The organism is Janthinobacterium kumbetense (assembly GCF_023703445.1).
Classification (GTDB): Bacteria; Pseudomonadota; Gammaproteobacteria; order Burkholderiales; family Burkholderiaceae_D; genus Janthinobacterium; species Janthinobacterium kumbetense.
The window spans coordinates 322,022-341,368 of sequence record NZ_JAMQGR010000001.1 but is presented as its reverse complement, the minus strand read 5'-3'; the positions used below and the strand labels follow the sequence as shown (position 1 = coordinate 341,368).

General features: G+C 63.9%; 10 protein-coding genes. 5 read left to right on the top strand and 5 right to left on the bottom strand.

Annotated features, from left to right (window positions below):
* Positions 1-49: 49 nt before the first annotated feature.
* The gene (locus NCG91_RS01450; protein WP_251348267.1) at positions 50-1,264 is read right to left on the bottom strand and encodes an MFS transporter; all 1,215 of its coding nucleotides are present in this window, start codon (positions 1,262-1,264) and stop codon (positions 50-52) included.
* Positions 1,265-1,384: 120 nt separating this feature from the next.
* Here NCG91_RS01450 and NCG91_RS01445 point away from each other — a divergent pair, with 120 nt between their 5' ends.
* Complete coding sequence (locus tag NCG91_RS01445) at positions 1,385-2,326, top strand: LysR family transcriptional regulator (protein WP_251348266.1); 942 nt, start codon at positions 1,385-1,387, stop codon at positions 2,324-2,326.
* Positions 2,327-2,377: 51 nt separating this feature from the next.
* Here NCG91_RS01445 and NCG91_RS01440 read toward each other — a convergent pair whose 3' ends face one another.
* The 3 genes from NCG91_RS01440 to NCG91_RS01430 all read right to left on the bottom strand — a co-directional run bounded on the left by NCG91_RS01440 (position 2,378) and on the right by NCG91_RS01430 (position 12,970).
* Positions 2,378-8,464, bottom strand: a complete 6,087-nt coding sequence (locus tag NCG91_RS01440; protein ID WP_251348265.1) for a YDG domain-containing protein — start codon at positions 8,462-8,464, stop codon at positions 2,378-2,380.
* Positions 8,465-8,506: 42 nt separating this feature from the next.
* The gene (locus tag NCG91_RS01435) at positions 8,507-10,174 is read right to left on the bottom strand and encodes a ShlB/FhaC/HecB family hemolysin secretion/activation protein (RefSeq protein WP_251348264.1); all 1,668 of its coding nucleotides are present in this window, start codon (positions 10,172-10,174) and stop codon (positions 8,507-8,509) included.
* 528 nt (positions 10,175-10,702) lie between these two features.
* A complete protein-coding gene (locus NCG91_RS01430) occupies positions 10,703-12,970 on the bottom strand; it encodes a carboxy terminal-processing peptidase (RefSeq protein WP_099667474.1) in 2,268 nt (755 codons plus the stop codon).
* Between the two features lie 521 nt (positions 12,971-13,491).
* On the opposite strand from NCG91_RS01430, the gene NCG91_RS01425 reads away from it, so the two are divergent.
* Together NCG91_RS01425 and NCG91_RS01420 are read left to right on the top strand one after the other, a co-directional pair.
* Positions 13,492-15,462 (top strand): methyl-accepting chemotaxis protein, encoded by a 1,971-nt coding sequence (locus NCG91_RS01425; protein WP_251348263.1) that lies wholly within the window; start codon positions 13,492-13,494, stop codon positions 15,460-15,462.
* Positions 15,463-15,513: 51 nt separating this feature from the next.
* Complete coding sequence (locus NCG91_RS01420; RefSeq protein WP_070256715.1) at positions 15,514-15,786, top strand: putative signal transducing protein; 273 nt, start codon at positions 15,514-15,516, stop codon at positions 15,784-15,786.
* A 126-nt stretch (positions 15,787-15,912) separates the two neighbouring features.
* On the opposite strand, the gene NCG91_RS01415 is transcribed toward NCG91_RS01420, so the two are convergent.
* A complete protein-coding gene (locus NCG91_RS01415; protein WP_099667472.1) occupies positions 15,913-16,461 on the bottom strand; it encodes a thymidine kinase in 549 nt (182 codons plus the stop codon).
* A 304-nt stretch (positions 16,462-16,765) separates the two neighbouring features.
* Between NCG91_RS01415 and NCG91_RS01410 the strand changes: the two genes are divergently transcribed.
* Entirely contained in the window at positions 16,766-18,157 is a 1,392-nt protein-coding gene (locus NCG91_RS01410) for a pyridoxal-phosphate dependent enzyme (RefSeq protein ID WP_435526461.1), read from the top strand.
* Positions 18,154-19,335: a trans-sulfuration enzyme family protein gene (locus NCG91_RS01405; RefSeq protein ID WP_251348261.1), complete on the top strand. Its 1,182-nt coding sequence runs from the start codon at positions 18,154-18,156 to the stop codon at positions 19,333-19,335. Before NCG91_RS01410 ends, NCG91_RS01405 begins: the two co-directional genes overlap by 4 nt.
* Positions 19,336-19,347 lie beyond the last annotated feature (12 nt).

Below are 19,347 nucleotides of genomic sequence, written 5' to 3'. Positions count from 1 at the left end.
TCATGATGATAGAAATAGCCGCCAGTGATAACGAGCCGCCATCAGGGTTTCAAGCCGTGCGGCGCGCGGCCAGCGGCAGAAATTCTCCCAGCCATACCAGCAGGGCCAAGCCCGGAAACGCCATGCCGGTCAGCAAAGTTGCTTGCCAGCCATAGCTGGCATACACCCAGGCGCCGATGGCCGAGCCGGCTGCACCTCCGGCGAAGAACAGGGCGAAATACAGGCCGTTCAGGCGGCCGCGCACTTCCGCGCCCAGGCTGAAGATGGCGCGCTGACCCAGCACCAGGTTCGCCGCCACGCCCATGTCGAGCACGATGGAAGCGACCACCAGCAAGCCCAGCGCCACGTGTTTCGACTCGGGCGCCAGCATCGGCAAGGCAAAGGCGACGACACCCAGCGCCAGCGCGGCGGCCGTGGCGGGCAAGGTGTGGCCCGCATCGGCCAGGCGGCCGGCGATGGGCGAAGCGACGGCGCCCGCCATGCCCACCAGGGCGAAGATGGCGATGCCCGTTTGCGACAGGCCGAACGCGGGGCTGGACAGCACCAGCGGCGTGACGGTCCAGAACAGGCTGAAGGCGCCGAACAGGCCCGCATGATAGGCGGCGCGGCGGCGCAGCACGGGCGTGCCCAGCAGCAAATGCCACAGCGAGGCCATCAAGGCCGGATAGCGCATGCTCGACACGGGCTGGCGCACGGGCAAGGCGCGGCGCAGCACCAGCGCCAGCAAGACCATCAGCACGGCGGCGCCGCCAAACACCACGTGCCAGCTCGCATGGGCCGCCACCAGCGAAGCGACGGGACGGGCCAGCATGATGCCCAGCAACAAGCCGCTGACCACCTTGCCCACCGTCTGGCCCCGCGTCGCTTCCTGCGACAGGTGGGCGGCAAACGGCACGATCACTTGCGCCGCCACGGACCCGAGGCCGATGGCCAGCGCGGCTGCCAGGAACACGATGGCGCCCGTGGAAAGGGCCGCCGCCACCAGGGCCGTGGCCGTCACCAGCAAGGCCGTGACGATCAGGCGGCGGTTTTCCAGCAAGTCGCCCAGGGGCACGACAAACAGCAGGCCCAGGGTATAGCCGACTTGCGTCAGGGTAACGATCAGCCCGGCCGCCTTGGCCGACAGGCCCGTGGAGGCGCTGATGGGCCCGACGAGGGTTTGCGCGTAATACAGATTGGCGACGATCAGGCCGGAAGCGATGGCCAGCAGCAGCACCATGGCGGGCGCAATGTCGTGGGGAGCGGAAGGTGAGGCCTTGTTCATGTTGTTTCCTCGGTTCGGTAGGGATGTGGCCATTCTAGGCAAAACCGGGGCAAAGATAATTAGGGCATAATCGCCCTACACTTTTCACATAAGATGAACAATACAAGGACAGGCTATCCCATGGACAAGATCAAGGCCATGCAGACCTTCGTGCGCATCGTCGAAGCCAACAGTTTTTCCAAGGCGGCCGAAACCTTGAATTTGCCGCGCGCCGCGCTGACGGCCACCCTGCAAAAGCTGGAAGCCTACCTGGGCACGCAACTGCTGCAGCGCACCACGCGCCGCCTCTCCCTGACGCCGGAAGGGGCCGAGTATTTCCGCCATTGCCTCGATATTTTGAAAGCCGTCGACACGGCGGAACTGGCGTTCCGCGGTCCGGACGCGAAAAAACCCCGTGGCTTGCTGCGCATCAACCTGCCCAACACGGTGGGCCGGCGCCTCGTCATGCCCCATATCGCGCAATTCCACGCCGCCTGGCCGGACGTTCAACTGCAGCTGAGCTTGACTGACCGCCTGGTCGACCTGACGCAGGAAGGCATCGATTGCGCCTTGCGCGTGGGCACCTTGCAGGATTCCGCCTTCATCGGCAAACAGGTCGGCCTGATGCGCTTCGTCACGTGCGCCTCACCCGCCTACCTGGCGCGGCACGGCACGCCGCACACCCTGACCAACCTGGCCGCGCACCGGGGCATCATGCATTACTCGGGCCGCACGGGACGCGCCTTCGACTGGGATTTCCTGCAGGGCAAGGAGGTGGTGCGCGTGCCGATGGCCGGCCCCATCGCCGTCAACGACGCCGACGCCAGCGTCGCTTGCGCGCTGCAAGGACTGGGACTGGCGCAGGCGGCCGTGTACCAGGTGCGCGCGCACCTCGACAGCGGCGCCCTGGTGGCCGTGCTGGCGGATCACCCGCCGACGCCCATGCCCATGTCCCTGCTGACGCCGCAAGGCCGGCTGGCCACGCCCAAGCTGCAGGCGTTTGCGGGCTGGATCACGGCCCTGTTCGAAGCCAATACGGATCTGCAGCCTCCTGGCAGGGCGGCTGCCGCACGGGCCGGCTAGCCGGGACAGGCACGGCGGCACGCATGCGCCGCCCTTGCCCGACCCTGGCTGTTACGGCATGGCCGGGCCGCTGGTCATGCCGGCCGGCAACAGGATACCGCCGTCGAGCACGCTCAATTGCAAGCCCGGCAGCACCTGGCGGGATGCCTGGCCGGCCACGTTGGCCACGACAGGCGCGGCAGGGCCGGCTGCCGCTTTGCCGCCATGGGCATGCTCCGCAACCACCATATTGCCCGCCAACGGCACGGCGGCGACGGAAGCGGCCGCTGCCGTCAGCGCATTGCGCAAGGCTTCGGCCGGCTTCACCTTCAAGCTGCCGGCCACATAGCCGATCGCATAGTTGTTCGACGTCTGCCCTGCGGCAGCAACCTTGTAGTTGCCGGCCGGCGAACCCGCGCCAGCCTCCGTACTGAACAGCAATTCGCCACGCAGTTCCGATGCCACGCTGTCGCCCCCCAGCAAGCCCGCATAGCCGACGTCAAAGACGGGATTAGGGCGCCCCTGGTCTTTCTCGGCATTGTTCACCGTCACGTTCAATTTCGCCTGCGTAATATCGGCCCGCGCCGCCGCCGCCGTGTTGACCACATAATTGCCGGCGTCCAGCCCGCTCAAGCGTATGCCATCCACGCGCACCGTCTTGCCCTGTCCCGCATTCTTGTCGGCAAACTGGGCAGCATTGCTGCTGATGCTCAGCTGGTCGCCGGCAAGACGGTCGTCGCGCCAGTTCACGCTGGCAGCGACGCCCGCATCGTAAACCTTGTTGATACCCGTGATACCCACCGTCAGCGCCGCCGGCGTGATGCTGGCCGTCAAGCCGCCCGGGTTCGCCACCGTGTAGTTGCTGGCTGAACCGCTGGCCGTGTCGGCCAGGGTCGTGCCCGTCACCGTCACCGCCTTGGCCTTGCCCGCGTTCTTGTCACCGAAGCTGGCCGTCATCCCGGTCACGCCCAGGCGTTCGCCTTCGACCAGGCCGGACAGTACGCCGCCGCTGACGCTGGCCAGGCGCGTGCCGTCGTAGACCTTGTCGAGCGCCACCGCGCCCGTCACCGTCAGGGCCTTGGGCGTGATGCTGGCCGTCAGGCCGTTCGGATCGGTCACCGTGTAATTGCCGGCCAAGCCGCTGGCCGTGTCGACCAGGGCCGTGCCCGTCACCGTCACCGCCTTGGCCTTGCCCGCGTTCTTATCGCCGAAGCTGGCCGTCATCCCGGCGATGTCCAGGCGCTCGCCTTCAACCAGGCCGGACAGTACGCCGCCGCTGATGCTGGCCAGGCGCGTGCCATCGTAGACCTTGTCGAGTGCCACCGCGCCCGTCACCGTCAGGGCCTTCGGCGTGATGCTGGCCGTCAAGCCGTCCGGGTTGGCCACCGTGTAGTTGCTGGCCAAGCCGCTGGCCGTGTCGGCCAGGGTCGTGCCCGTCACCGTCACCGCCTTGGCCTTGCCCGCGTTCTGGTCGCCGAAGCTGGCCGCCATCCCGGCGATGTCCAGGCGTTCGCCTTCGACCAGGCCGGACAGAACCCCGCCGCTGACGCTGGCCAGGCGCGTGCCGTCATAGACCTTGTCGCCCGCCACCGCGCCCGTCACCGTCAGGGCCTTGGGCGTGATGCTGGCCGTCAAGCCGTCCGGGTTGGCCACCGTGTAGTTGCTGGCCAGCCCCGTATCGCTGGCCAGCACGGCGCCCACCGTCACGGCCTTGCCGTTGCCGGCGTTCTTGTCCGAAAAATAGCCGCTCAGGCCAGACAAGATCACGTTTTCCGAGCCGACGAAACCGCTCAATGTGCCGCCCGTCACGCGCGCGTCGGCATTGCCATCGTAGACTTTATCTTGCGCGGCGACGCCGCCGAGCGTCAGCGCCTTGGGCCGGATGGTGCCCGTGATGACGGCGTCCGTGGCGGCCAGGATATAGTTGCCGCTGTCGGCGCCAGCCAGCACGATATCGCTGACATACACCGTTTTGCCGCTGCCCGCATTCTTGTCCGCGAAATTGCCTCTGGCAGTGACCACGGCAAGACTGTCGCCGCTCACCATGCCGTGCAAGACCGCGGAAGCGCCGCTCAGGCTGGCCCCCAGGCCGCCGTCATACACCTTGTCATCGGCCTTGATGCCCGTCACGCTGCTGATGGTGGCCTTGGTGATCGCGCCGCTGAAGTCGCCGATTGGCGCCAGCGTGTAGTTGCCGGCCGCACTGCCGCCCAGCGTGGCGCTGGCCGTAATGGCGAGATTGTTGCCGACATTCTTGCTGGCATACGAGCCGGACAGCAAAAAGCTCAGCTTGGCCACGTCATCGCCCAGCACGCCATTGAGGCTGCCGCCAGCCAGCACGGCAGAGGTGTTGCCGTCATACACCTTGTTGCCCGCCGAAACGCCATTCAGGCTGATCTGGCGCGGCGTAATCGTCACGCCGCCATCGACATAGCTAATCAGGTAGCCATTCTGGGCCGTGGAATACACGCCGCTGGCCCGCACCACATAATTGCCGGCATTGACCGGGCTGCCGGACGCATTGTCATATGTCAACGAGCCTTGCAGCAGGGAAAGATCGACCACCCTGGAATAGCTTACGGTGACCGGATCGCTGGCGAGGCCATCATAGACCTTGCTGCTATGCGACACCGTCACCACCAGGGGCGTCAGGAAGGAACGCAGCAAGGGCGTGCTCTGTCCTTCGTAAATCACCCAGGTATTGTTCAAGTCCCACGCCGGGCTGCCCGCGCCGTTGCTGCCGTTATAGTTGGCCAGTTTTTTCAAATCGGCCGAACTCAAGCCCGTGCCGCCCTGGCTGCCCGCCTGCCCGCTGATCTGCGTATCCCAGTAACTGCCCGTGGCATCGGCGGCGGAGGCGCCGCCTGCCAGCCCGCCCAGCCCCGCTGCGCCGCTGACGGCAACGGCCGCATAGCTGTTACGGATGCTGCCGCCGCGGCTGTCGCCAGCCAGGCCGCCCACATTCACGCCGCCCGTCGCGCTGCCCAGCGCGTAACTGTCGACAATTTCGCCCGTATTGCTGCCCACGAGGGCGCCGACCTGCGCATCGCCCGTGACATTGCCGGTAACGAAACTGCCGCTGATTTTGCCCGCGTTCGCGCCGGCGAGCGCGCCCACATCGCTGCCGCCGGTGATCCGGGCGTCGCTCAAGCCCAGGTCCGAGATACTGCCATTTTTGCCGAGACTGCCGATCAGGCCGATTGCAGCGCTCCCCTGCCGGAAGATGCGCAAGTCGGTAATGATGTGGCCGGCGCCATTGAGGCTGCCCGTGAACGGCGACGCGGCGTCACCGACAGGCACGAAACCTTTGCCGAGCCAGATATCGCCGCCGGCCGTCGCCCCCGCGCTGAAGCTGCTGCCCAGGGTATAGGCTGCCGTCTTGTCCATCGCCATCAACTGCAGCTGGTGCGCGGAATTGATGGTGGTCGAGTATTCGCCGCTGAACATCGGCAACGTGCCGCCCTTGCCGTTCATGCCGCCGTTCGATCCCACCGTCACCCAATTGTTGCCCGTGGCGCCAGCCGTCGTCGTGAAATTGAATGTTGGATAACTTGCAGGGTCACCCATCGCAAGGTCCGTCAAGCCGACGATATTGCTCGTTCTGCCATTGCCTTGGCCCAGGCCCGTCAGGCCGTGGTTGGCGCTGCTGTTGTAATAGGCATTGCTCACGTTGCCACCAAAATCATTGTAGCCAACGATGCCGCCCCGGTTATCGTGCTGCGCATTGACCGCGCCGAAGGAATAGACATTGTCCACACTCCCCCTGTTCCGGCCGACGATGCCGCCCGCATAGTTGCCCGCATTGACGCTGCCAGTGGCATAGCTGTTGCTGATCCTGCCCGCATAAACGTCACCGACGAGGCCGCCAAAACCCTGCTCGGACTGCACATCGCCGGAAGAGTAGACATTGCCGGTCGCATAGCTGTTGCTGATCGTCCCGCCCAGCCGGCCAGCCAATCCGCCGGCGATGGAACTGCCCGTCACGCTGCCCGTCGCATAGCTGTCGCTGATATTGCCTGAGGTGAATGCCGCCAGGCCGCCCGTAAAGACATCGCCCGCGATGTCGCCCGTGGCAAAGCTCTTCGCGATGGCGCCAGCGTTTTCAAGCACCAGCCCCCCGGCCGTGCCCTTGACTACGGTCACCTTCATGCTGCTGCTACTGTTGCTGACGCTGCCGCCACGTTCATTTTCAGCAACCAGCCCGGCAGCTCCGCCACCGTAATTGGGAGTGTGTTCGATACTGCCGCTGCTGCGGCTGTTGTTGATCACGCCGCCATTCACGCCCACCAGGCCGCCCGCGTAAATATACCCCGTCAGCTTCAGTTCGCCGTACGCACTGACGTTATCGATCAAGCCCGCGTTTCTTGCCGCCAGCATGCCCATCCGGATCTGCCCGTACTTGCCTTCCGGCGCCTGTATCCGGGTGTTGACGAGATTGAGGTTGCGCACCACGCCCGACGCGCCGATGGCGCCGAACATGCCGACATCGGCATAGTCCGTCAGCCGGGTGAGGGACAATCCCGTGATGTCATGGCCCAGGCCATCAACCCTGCCCAGGAATGGCGTCCCTGTGTTGCCGATGGGCACGAAGCCCTTGCCGCCGTCCCAGTCGAGCGTGGCACTGGCGTCGATATGGCGGCCCAGCGCATAGTTGCCTCCCAGGTTGGCATTCATGCCCTGCAAATCGGCTGCGCTCAGGCTGCCAGCCGCACCTACGCTGTTGATCACCGTATAGCTGATGACTGCGCCATCCGTGCCCTGCCTGGTGCTGAAGTTATTACCCGATGGCAAGTCCACTTCCGCCTTCACGTTGTAGGTGGACAGGTTGCCGGCGGCGACGCCGCGCTGGCCATACTCGAGCGCCAGGCTGGCCGTGCCGGCACCGCGCAGCGGCGCATTGATATTGATATTATTGTGCGCCGTCAAAGTCAGCTTGTTGGCCGACCAGCTGATCGTGTCGTTGACATGGATATCGCCTGCGGCGCCGCCGCTGGCGACCGTTGCAATGGTGACATTGCTGGACTTGAGCGCATTGCTGTAAAACGCGCCGGTCTGGTTGCCGCCCGATGCCGCGATCGTGAAATCGGTCGGATCGATCAGCCACATGCCCGTCGTGCCCTTCATCGCGGCCGTGCTCACCTTCAGCGCGTCGTCGATCTTCACGTGCGCGGCCGAGGTGTCGATGAAGCCGCCATTGCCGCCCGCAGGCGCGCTGGCGTCCAGGGTGCCGGCCGCGTTCACCGTGCCGCTTTGCATGTCGCCCAGCAACTTGATCGTGCCGCCGTGCGTGTCGATGCTGTGCGCCTCGATCACGCCCGTGTTGTTGACGACGGTTTTCAGCAAGTCGCCCGCCGCCTGCGCCGTCAGGACGACGCTGCCGCCATCGGCCTGGATCAAGCCGCCGTTATTCACGAGAGCGCCCACGGCGCCCCGGTCCACCGCCACGTTCAGCAAGCCATCACCCGCCACGTCCAGCGTGATGGCCCTGCCCGCCGCCAGGGCCACCGAGCCCAGGCGCGCCTGGATCGTGCCTTCGTTCGATACGTTCGCGCCCAGCAAGGCCACATAGCCGCCCGGCGCGCTGATGTTACCCTGGTTCAAGACTTTACCGCTGCCATTGCCGGAAAACTGGTACTTGCCCGCCATGAAGTCGGCATTGCTGATATCCAGCGTGGAAGCCACCAGGCCGGCCGTGTTCACGGACGCGCCGTGGCCGAACAGCACGCCGTTCGGATTGACGATGAACACCTTGCCGTTGGCCGACAGGTTGCCCAGGATGGTCGTGCCGTCGCTGCCCAGCACGCGGTTCAGGGCCACCGCATTGCTGTTGGGCTGCTGGAACTGCACCGATTCGCCCTTGCCGATATTGAAACTGGCCCAGTTGATGACGGCATGCTGGCTGCCCTGCTGGATCACGGTATTGCCCGGCGCGCCGTTGATCGTCGCCTGGCCCGCCACCACCGTGCCGCCCGCCGGCCCCGCCAGGGCCAGGGAGCCATAGCCGAGCATCAGCGCCGCCGCCATGCCGGTCAGGGCGAAATGCGCGCCGCCCCCGCTGCTACCCGGCATCGAACGCTTGCCGGCGGATTTGACGTTTTCGGAAACGGCGGCGTAGGCGCCGGTGGCCTGGTTCCAGATGGAGCGGTAGATGCGGTTCATGGCAGTGTCCTGATGTTTTAGCTTGTATTAGCTTGTATTAATTTAGAAGTACTTGACGGCTTGCAGCCAGAAGCGTCCTGCCGCATCGGGGGCGGAAGTCGCCTTGGCATTGCCCAGCTTGTGCGCGTAATACGCCTTCAGCACGAGCGCGTTGGCGCCCGTCCACGTCACGCCCACGCCCGCGCCGCTCAGGGTGCGGCGGTTCTCGCCGGCGCTCCAGGCATCGCGGTTCAGCTTGACGGTGCCCGTGTCGGCAAACGCCAGCACTTGCAGCTGGCCGGGAAAGGCCGTGAACGCCGTCACGTTCTGGCGCAGCTCCACATTCAGCACATAGCCCTGGTCGCCATACGCTTCGCCGCCCGGATAGGCGCGCACGCCGCCCACGCCGCCGATGCCCATCTTTTCGGACACATCGAGGTTTTTCGACGCCGCCTGGCCGCTGACGGTGCCGAACAAGCTCGTCTCGCCGCCCAGGCTTTGCACGCGCGCGCCATTAAAGGCCAGCTTGTTGAAGTGGCCGTTGCTGTTCACCGTCGCGCGGTCGAGCGCCAAGGTTGCCGGCGTCCCGATATCGATCTTGCCCGTGGTAAATGTCAACGAATAGGTGCTGGCGCCGCCACCGCCCCAGCCATCCTTGCTGTCGCCATTCAGATTCAGCATCCACACCCTGGCCTTCTTGTCGTTGACGCTGCCCGTCGACTCCGTGCGGTCCTGGAAGGTCTTGTCGTCATAGCTGACCTGTGCGTACAGGTTGTTGCTGCGCGAGCGGATCAGCGGATAACTGCCATAGGCGCTGGCGATCTTCGCCGTGCCCTTGGCGTCGAGCACGGCAAATTCCTTGCCCAGCTTGTAGTCCATATAGGTGTAGGCGCCGCCCAGGCGCAGCAAGCCCGCCTGCCCCTGGTAGGCCAGGCGGCCATAGTTCAGGCCGTCGGCCGAGGTGAACGCGCGCACGGTGGCCACGTCGCCGATGCCGGCCAGTTCATTGATATTCAGGGTGGCGCCGATGCGGTTGCGGCCCGTGTAGCGGTTGCCCTGGTTATCCAGGTCGATGCTGCCGTTGAAGCGCGAGCCCGGCTGCACGTCGACGATCAGGTCGGACGCCCCCAGCGAGGCGCCCGGCGCCAGCGTCGAGCTGACCTGCACGCCCGGCAAATCCGACAGCAGCAGCAAGCGGCGCTCCAGCGGCGCCGTGGCGATCGCCTGCCCGTCCAGGCCCGCCAGCACGGTGCCGGCCAGGCCGTCGGACAGATTGCTCTGGTTGCGCAGTTGCACCTGGCCATACTGGCCTGGCAACACGCTGATCGTGACGACGCCATCCTTGATATCTTGCGCGGGCAGATAGGCTTGCGCGAGGAAATAGCCGCGGTTCTGGTAATAGCTGGCAATGTTGGACGCCATGGCGCGCAGCTCGCCCAGGGTCAGCTCGCTGCCCGGAGTAAATCCCGAGGCGGCCACCAGTTCGCTCTCGGTGAAGACTGGCGGCACCGCGATCTGCAGGCGCTGGACGGCGATGCGCGTCGTGTCGCCCACCGTGGTGGCGGGTACATTGCCCTGCTGCACGCGGATGGCGGGCGGCGCTTTCGGCAGCGAGGGCGCCACGGGAATCTGCTGCAGCTGGCTGCCGGCACCAGGGGGATCGACGGCCCAGGCGGTCTGTATCAGCGCCAGCAAGGGCAGCAGGGTCAGGGGAAGAAGTTTACAACGCAAGATAAGCCTCTCGGTCGCCGCTGGCGGCATGACGGAATGAATAAAGAAGGAAAAAGCATGCGGTGCCGGCATCGGGCGCTATGCATCAGGCGCAGGCAGCCATGGGACAGCGCACTGCGTGGCGGATAACGCGCTTTGCTGCCGCGCTAGACCGCGCTGCCATTACAGAAAGCCAAAGAAAATTTCTTTGTGGGAATATAACAAGAATGGAAAATGTATAACGGAGCAAATCTGAGCGATTCCCGACAAATTCAGTCGGGATTGAACGCTTGCAGCGGCATGCGGAGGACAGACTTGAGGAAACGCGGCGGGCACCACGCAAAAAGCAAGACAAAAAAAAGCCCGCTGCGGGAGCGGGCTGAATCTATTTTCTTGGAGGAGAATAGAGGAGACGGGTGCATTATGCTGCGTCGCGGCATATCAATCCAATTGATTGTTGGAATGATAGAAATACGCCAGACAGATAACTGATGGCGCAAAAAAAAAGCCGGCTCCGCAAGGAACCGGCTTCTTACGCGACCACAAGCCTTATTTCGCTGCCGTCACCGGCGTCGCCTTGCTGTCCGCGCCATATGGCAAGACCTTCGACGCCATGCGGCTATCGGCCTTGATCAGCGCCACTTCGTCGGCCAGGATGCGCGCTGCTTCGTTCAGCAGCACGTCCTTGGCGCTCTTCGCGGCCGTTTCAGCGTCCAGTTCGGCACTCAGCGCCCGTTCGTCACCCTGCAAGCCGTCGTCCGTGCGCAAGGCGCCCTTCACGGCGGCAATCTGCTTGGCCGTCTTGTTGGCCGCTTTCGCCCCCTTCAGCACGTCTTTCGGATCCGGAATCACCACCAGGTCGTCGGCAGGGTTCGAAATCTGCGCGATCAGGCGTTTTTCACGGGCCTTGGCGCGCGCTTCCTGGGCATCGCGCTCCTTGCGGCGCACGGTTTCATTGAGCGAAATCTGGTTTTCCTTGCGCTGCTTGACGACGAGGGCTATGTCATCGAGCAAGTACTGGAAATCCTTGTCCTTGGCCACGCGCGCATCATGTTTCTTGTCCAGCAGCGGCACGATCTCCTTCAGGTCGCCCGTCGGTATGTAGGGCGCCGGCTTAATCGCGACCCATGGCAGGGCATTGTCATAGCTCGACTCGCCAAAGTTTTCCGCGTCCGACATGGCTGGCAGCTTGATGTCTGGCGTGACGCCGCGCAACTGCGTGGTGCCGCCATTAATGCGGAAGAACTGGGCGATGGTCATTTTCAGTTCGCCGAAACGGGCTTTCTCGCTGCCGCCGAAACGGTCAAGGTTGAACAAGGTCTGCACCGTGCCCTTGCCGAAGCTGCCTTCGCCGATGATGACGCCACGGCCATAGTCCTGCACGGCGGCGGCGAAAATCTCGGAAGCGGAAGCCGAGCCGCGGTTGATCAGCACGCCCATCGGGCCATCCCAGGCCAGGCCCGCATTCGTATCGCTTTCCACTTCGACCTTGCCTTCGGCATTGCGCTGCATCACGACAGGGCCCTTGTCGATGAACAGGCCCGTCAGTTCGACGGCTTCGTTCAGCGAACCGCCGCCGTTGTTGCGCAAGTCGATCAGGACGTTGTCGACCTTGTCTTTCTTCAACTCGGCCAGCAAGCGGCTGACGTCGCGCGTGGCGCTTTTGAAGTCCTTGTCGCCGCGGCGGCGCGCTTCGAAGTCCTGGTAGAACGTCGGCAGGGAAATGACGCCGATGCGGCGCTTGACGCCGTTGTCGCGCACTTCGATGATCGATTTCTTCGCCGCCTGCTCTTCCATGCTGATTTTCTTGCGCACCAGCGGCAAGACCACGTGCTTGGCGTCCGGGCCGGCGTCGGCCGGCAGGATGTCGAGGCGCACCACGGAATCCTTGGCGCCACGGATCAGCTGCACCACGTCGTCGATGCGCATGCCCAGCACTTCGGTGATGGGGCCGCTTTCGCCCTGCCCCACGCCGACGATGCGGTCGCCCACTTTCAGCTTGCCCGACAGGCCGGCCGGGCTGCCCGGCACGACTTCGCGCACCACCGTGTATTCGTCGCGCGTCTGCAGCACGGCGCCGATGCCTTCGAGCGACAGCCGCATGGCGATGTCGAAGTTGTCCGACGCGCGCGGGCCCAGGTAATTGGTATGCGGCTCGATCGACATGGCGTACGAATTCATGAAAATCTGGAACACGTCTTCGCTGTTGAGCTTGCGCGAACGGGTCGTGTAGCTTTCATAGCGCTTGTCCAGGGTCTCGCGGATGGCCTTGTCTTCCTTGCCCGCCAGTTTCAGGCGCAGCCAGTCGTTCTTGACGCGCTTGCGCCACAGGTCGCGCACTTCCTCGTCATTCTTCGGCCAAGCAGCCTTTTCGCGGTCGAGCTGGTAACTCTCGTCGGCCGTGAAGTCGAACTTGGTTTTCAGCAATTCACGCGCATACGCCATGCGCTCGTCGAAACGCTGCTGGTACAGGTTGTAGATGGCAAACGGCGCCGTCAAGTCTTCATTGATGATGGCGTCATCGAGCTTGGTGCGCAGCGGCGCGAAACGGTCGACGTCGGCTTGCACGAAAAACAGTTTTTCCGCGTCCAGGGACTTGAAGTAGCGATCGAAGATTTTCTCCGACATGGCGTCGTCGAGCGGCATGGCCTTGTAATGGACGCGTGTCAATACGCGCGATGCCCACAAGGCGGCCTGCGTTTGCTGGGCCAGCGGCTTCATGGGTAGCGGAGGAGCGGCGCTCTTGTCCGTCTGGGCTGCGCCAGCGTGGGCTGACAGGGCAAGCACCAGGGTGACCAGCATCATTTGCTTCTTCATCGGCTTCTCCGAAAATTAGTTGAATCAATTCCAGGCGGCGCAGATAGGCATGCGCCAGCCAGCAAGACAGTAAGGGGAATACACGACTGGTCTGCATATTATTCTACAGGATACGGCCTGGCAGTCTCCCATGGAATATCAGTTTCTTCCTGGAAGCTTAAACGCGGATTAAAGGCAGCGTGTCATTCATTACAAAGTGAAACATTCGTGACAAAAATCACATCATCCGCCAGTGACGAACAGAAACATTCATTATTGAAATCAAAAAAGTCAATAGTCAGTCTTTGCAATCCTTGATGCAGGTGATGTTTTTACGCAAAAGAAATGATTCCTGCGGGAAACACTTAGTAACAAAACACAAGCAACATGCTATCATCGCGCCCTGAAATTCAGCTTGCCTGTGCGCGGCCCGACAGCCTGCGCGCCTCCGTTTCAAGCGCATTCCCCACCAGATCCCCTCCCCGCGTGTCATGTCATGACCAGGAATGGCCGAGCTGATTACCCTTTGCCAGACTCACACTATGCCTACAATTTCCTTCTCCCCCCGCCACTGGAGTGTCGGCGGCAAGATTACCGTCTTCACGTTTGCGCTGGTCAGCCTGATCCTCGCCAGCCTGACGACCCTGATCAGTATCCGCACCTCCAATGCCCTGGAACAGCGCGCCGAAGCGGCCGTCACCAGCGAACTCAATAGCGTCATGACGACCACGGAAGTATTTCATACCGCCATGGTCAACGAGGCGGCCAGCTTTGCCCGCCTGTTCGCGGCCGAATTTCCCGGCCCGTTCTCGGTCGATACGGGCGCCATGGTGGCCGTGGCCGGCAAGGCCACGCCGGCCCTGGCCAACGGCAACAGGGTGCTCAACCTCGACACGTCCCTGGTCGACCGCTACACGGCCCAGACGGGCGTGATCGCCACCATTTTTGCCGCCAACGGCGATGAATTCGTGCGCATCAGCACTTCGCTGAAAAAACAGGATGGCGAACGGGCCGTCGGCACCCAGCTCGACCACAACCACCCCAGCTATGCGCCGCTGCGCGCCGGCCAGCGCTTCGTTGGCATGGCAACCCTGTTTGGCAAGCAATACATCACGCAATATGACCCCGTGCGCGATGCGGGCGGCAAGGTGGTGGGCGTGCTGTTCATCGGCCTCGATATCAGCAAGAATCTGGCCATGCTGAAAGAAAAGATTCGCCAGGTCAAGATCGGCCAGACGGGTTACATCTATATCGTCGACACGGCGCCCGGCGCCAATTACGGCCACCTGGTGCTGCACCCGAACAGCGAAGGCAAGAGCGCGCTCGAGTTCAAGGCCAGCGACGGCCGATTGTTCATCCAGGAAATGCTGGCGCAAAAGGATGGCGCCATGCGCTACACGTGGACGGCGCCGGGCGAAACGAGTGCCAGCGCGCGCGAAAAGCAGCTGTTTTACCGTCAATTCAAGGATTGGCAATGGATCATCGCGGGCGGCACGTTCACGGATGAGATCACCCTGGAAGCGCGCCAGATGCGCAACCAGCTGGCCATTTCCGGCTTCATCGCCCTGCTCGTCTTCGCCCTGCTGCTGTACTGGCTGGTGCGCACCCTCGTGTCGCGCCCGCTGGCCGCCGCCGAAACGGCCGCCGCGCAAATCGCCGCCGGCGACCTGACGGTGCACCTCGATACCAGCAGCCTGGACGAAATCGGCCGCCTGCTGCTGGCCATGAACCGCATCAGCGACAACCTGTCGCAAGTGGTCAGCAATGTACGCGGCAGCGCCGGGCAGATCGCCACGGCGTCCGGTGAGATCGCCAGCGGCAACCTGGATTTGTCGAGCCGCACGGAACAGCAAGCCAGCTCGCTGGAAGAAACGGCCGCCTCGATGGAAGAACTGAGCTCCACCGTGCGCCAGAACGTTGATCACGCGCAACAGGCAAGCCGGCTGGCGCATGACTCGTCCAGCCTGGCAGCGGAAGGCGGCGCGGCCGTGGCGCAGGTGGCCAGCACCATGGACGCCATCCGCAGCTCCTCGGGCAAGATCGCCGACATCATCGGCGTCATCGACGGCATCGCATTCCAGACGAATATCCTGGCCTTGAACGCGGCCGTGGAAGCGGCACGCGCCGGTGAACAGGGACGCGGCTTTGCCGTCGTCGCCACGGAAGTGCGCACCCTGGCGCAGCGCTCGACGGCAGCGGCGAAAGACATCAAGGATTTGATCCAGGCGTCCGCCAGCACGGTGGACCTGGGCCATGCGCAAGTGAGCCAGGCCAGCGCCACCATGGACACGGTGGTGGCCAGCGTGCAGCAAGTGAGCACCATCATGGCCGAAATCGCCCAGGCGAGCGAAGAGCAGCGCAGCGGCATCGAGCAAGTCAACCAGGCCATCGCCCAGATGGACCAGGTGACCCAGCAGAACGCGGCCCTGGTGGAAGAAGCGGCCGCAGCGGCCGATGCCTTGCAGGAGCAGGCGCAGGAACTGAACCAGGTGGTGGGCGTGTTCAAGCTGTAAGGACTAGCCCGGTGCTAAGATGGGGATGAATCTACCTTGCCAGGAGGCACCATGCACGACGACTACGTTTTAATTGCCCGGCTGATGATCCCCACGGATGCGCACGTCATCCGCGGCTGCCTGGCCGCCGCCGGCATCGACGTGCTGCTGACGGATGACCAGCACATGCAGGCCGACATGCTGCTGGCGGCCGCCATCGGCGGCGCCCGCGTGCTGGTGCGCGAACACGACGTGGCGCGCGCGAATGACATCCTCGCCGCCTTCGAACGGGGCGACCTGGCGCTAGCGGACGATGCCGATGTGGGCGCGCCCGTCGCCGAATAAGAACACCTGTCAAAACCTACTGCGCGTCGTAATTTGCGGTCTGCGATGCTCACTGTACCTTCGTACAGTTGCGCTTCTCAACCACAACTTCCTTCCGCTCGCTACGGTTTTGCTAGGCGTTGTAAATCAGGCATAGAAACAGCGCCCGCAAGCCTGGCGGTAACTTTCGTTGCCGCCAATACTGATCTGCTCGCCTTCCTTGATGCGGCGGCCCTGCTCATCCACGCGGATGTTCATCGTGGCCTTCTTGCCGCAAGTGCAGATATTCTTCAATTCCTCGATATCGTCGGCCAGCGCCAGCAGATAGGCCGAGCCGGGGAACGGTTCGCCCTTGAAATCCGTGCGCAAGCCGTAGCAGATGACGGGCACGCCCTTCACTTGCGCCAGTTGGTGCAATTGTTGCACTTGTGCCGTGCTGAGAAATTGCGCTTCGTCAACCAGCAGGCAAGCGACCTGGGGAATTGCATCGAGGAAATTCGTGTCGGCATGGAAGATGTCGACCTGGCGCTGCGGGCCCAGGCGCGAAGTGACCCTTCCCACGCCGTAGCGGCTGTCGATGGCGGCCGTGTACAGGCGCACCTGCTGGCCCTGCTCTTCATAGTTGTGCGCGACCTGTAACAAGGCCGTCGACTTGCCCGCGTTCATCGCGGAATACCGGAAATAAAGTTTTGCCACTGCCGCCTGCCCTGTTCGTCTGGTTTTCAGGATACTGTTTAGTTCCTTTTCGAGGCGTGATTATAAATCGCAATGGCGGGCTTGCGGCAGCTTAATAGTCGTGCCGTTGGCGCGGCAAGCGGGCTAAAAACGGCGCATACTCGAAGCGCGCACGCTGTAGCCGCGCTGCAGCTGATATGCGAAAGCCGCATATGCAAGCATGCAAACATTCGTTCGCCGCACCCGTGCACCCGCCTACACTGCGCGGCACGGAAGGCGGCTCGGGACACAATCCGGAGCGGCTGTTTCTCTGACAGGAGCCACCATGAATGATCGAATGCCATCCCCATCCCAGCCGCCAGCGCTATACAAGCTGATCGGCAACACCCCACTGGTCGAAGTGACCAGGCTCGACACGGGCCTGTGCCAGCTGTTCCTGAAACTGGAATCGCAAAATCCCGGCGGTTCCATCAAGGACCGCATCGGCCTGTCCATCATCGAAGCGGCCGAAGCCGACGGCCGTTTGCAGCCGGGCGGCACCATCGTCGAGGCGACGGCCGGCAACACCGGCATCGGCCTGGCGCTGGTGGGCCGCATCAAGGGCTACCGCGTGATTCTCGTCGTGCCCGACAAGATGTCGACGGAAAAAGTACTGCACCTGAAAGCCCTGGGCGCCGAAGTGCACACCACGCGCTCGGACGTGGGCAAGGGCCATCCCGAGTACTACCAGGATTACGCGGCGCGCCTGGCGCGCGAACTGCCGGGCGCCTTCTTTGCCGACCAGTTCAACAATCCCGCCAATCCGCTGGCCCACGAAACGACGACGGCGCCCGAAATCTGGGAGCAAAGCGGCCATGACGTGGACGCCATCGTCGTCGGCGTCGGCTCGTCCGGCACCCTGACGGGCCTGACGCGCTACTTCCGCAAGGCGCAGCCGAAGCTGGAATTCGTGCTGGCCGACCCGCAAGGCTCCATCCTCACCGAATACATCGACACGGGCAAGGTGTCGGACACGAGCGGCTCGTGGGCCGTCGAAGGCATCGGCGAAGACTTCATTCCCTCGATTGCCGACATGGCCAGCGTCACCAAGGCCTACACCATCAGCGACCAGGAAAGTTTTGATTCCGCGCGCGCCCTGCTGCTGGCCGAAGGCATTTTAGGGGGCTCGTCAACGGGCACCCTGCTGGCCGCCGCGCTCAAGTACTGCCGCGAACAGACCACGCCCAAACGCGTCGTCACCTTCGTGTGCGACACGGGGACGCGCTATCTGTCGAAGGTCTACAACGACGGCTGGATGCGCGACCAGGGCCTGTTGCAGCGGGCCGTGTCCGGCGACTTGCGCGACCTGATCGGACGCCGCTACGACGAGGGCGACGTCGTCAGCGTGGCGCCCGGCGACACCCTGCTCACGGCCTTCAACCGCATGCGCGCCAGCGACCTGGCGCAGCTGCCCGTCATCGACGGCGGCCAATTGGTCGGCATCCTCGACGAATCGGACCTGCTGCTGCACGTCTCCGGCGACGCCGCACATTTCGCGGGTCTGGTGGGCGCCACCATGACGACGCAGATCGAAACCCTGGCGCCGTCCAGCGGCTTGCCCGCCCTGCGCGCCACCCTGGACCGGGGCTTGACGGCCGTCGTCGCCGACGACAGCGCCTTCTATGGCCTGATCACCCGCTTCGACCTTCTCAACCACTTACGCAGGACACTATCTTGAGCCAACAAACGCCCCGCAAGAGCCGCCTCGCCACCCGCGTCATCCACGCCGGCCAGTCGCCCGACCCGTCGACGGGCGCCATCATGCCACCCATTTACGCCACCTCCACCTTCGTGCAGGACAGCCCCGGCGTACATAAAGGCCTGGACTACGGCCGCTCGCACAACCCCACGCGCTGGGCGCTGGAGCGCTGCGTGGCCGATCTGGAAGGCGGCAGCGCGGCCTTCGCCTTCGCCTCGGGCCTGGCCGCCATCTCGTCCGTGCTGGAATTGCTGGATGCGGGCAGTCATATCGTCGCCGGCGACGACATGTACGGCGGCACCTACCGTTTATTCGAGCGCGTGCGCCGCCGCTCGGCCGGTCATGAATTCACGTATGTCGACCTGACGAATCCGGAAAACCTGCTGGCCGCGCTGCGCCCGGAAACGAAGATGGTATGGGTGGAAACGCCCACCAACCCCATGCTGAAACTGGCGGATTTGCGCGCCATTGCCGACATCTGCCGCGAACGGGGCATCATCGCCGTGGCGGACAACACGTTTGCCAGCCCGCTGGTGCAGCGCCCCCTGGAGCACGGCTTCGACATCGTCGTGCACTCGACCACCAAGTATTTGAACGGCCACTCTGACATCATCGGCGGCATCGCCATCGTCGGCGCGGAAGAACGCCAGGCGGAATGGCGCGAGCAGCTGGGCTTTTTGCAAAACTCCGTGGGTGCGATTGCCGGGCCGTTCGACAGCTTTTTGGCCCTGCGCGGCGTGAAAACCCTGGCCATCCGCATGCAGCGCCATTGCGAAAGCGCCCTGGCCCTGGCGCAGTGGCTGGAACAGCAAAAGGAAGTGCGCAAGGTGTTTTATCCGGGCCTGGCCTCGCACCCGCAGCACGCGCTGGCGCAGCGCCAGATGGATGGCTTCGGCGGCATCATCTCGATCGACCTCGATACGGATTTGGCGGGCGCGCGGCGCTTCCTCGAACGCTGCGAGGTGTTCGCCCTGGCCGAAAGCCTGGGCGGCGTGGAAAGCCTGATCGAGCACCCTGCCCTGATGACGCATGCCAGCATCCCGGCCGAGCAGCGGGCCAGGCTGGGCATCGGCGATGGCTTGATCCGCCTGTCGGTGGGGATCGAGGATATCGAGGATTTGCGCCATGACCTGCGTACGGCGCTCGACGCGATTTGATACGCCCGGCGG

Excerpts from the sequence above, each read along its gene's own strand:
- NCG91_RS01450 (WP_251348267.1), bottom strand. The coding sequence starts at position 1,264 with ATGAACAAGGCCTCACCTTCCGCTCCCCACGACATTGCGCCCGCCATG.
- NCG91_RS01445 (WP_251348266.1), top strand. The coding sequence starts at position 1,385 with ATGGACAAGATCAAGGCCATGCAGACCTTCGTGCGCATCGTCGAAGCC.
- NCG91_RS01440 (WP_251348265.1), bottom strand. The coding sequence starts at position 8,464 with ATGAACCGCATCTACCGCTCCATCTGGAACCAGGCCACCGGCGCCTAC.
- NCG91_RS01430 (WP_099667474.1), bottom strand. The coding sequence starts at position 12,970 with ATGAAGAAGCAAATGATGCTGGTCACCCTGGTGCTTGCCCTGTCAGCC.
- NCG91_RS01425 (WP_251348263.1), top strand. The coding sequence starts at position 13,492 with ATGCCTACAATTTCCTTCTCCCCCCGCCACTGGAGTGTCGGCGGCAAG.
- NCG91_RS01420 (WP_070256715.1), top strand. The coding sequence starts at position 15,514 with ATGCACGACGACTACGTTTTAATTGCCCGGCTGATGATCCCCACGGAT.
- NCG91_RS01410 (WP_435526461.1), top strand. The coding sequence starts at position 16,766 with ATGAATGATCGAATGCCATCCCCATCCCAGCCGCCAGCGCTATACAAG.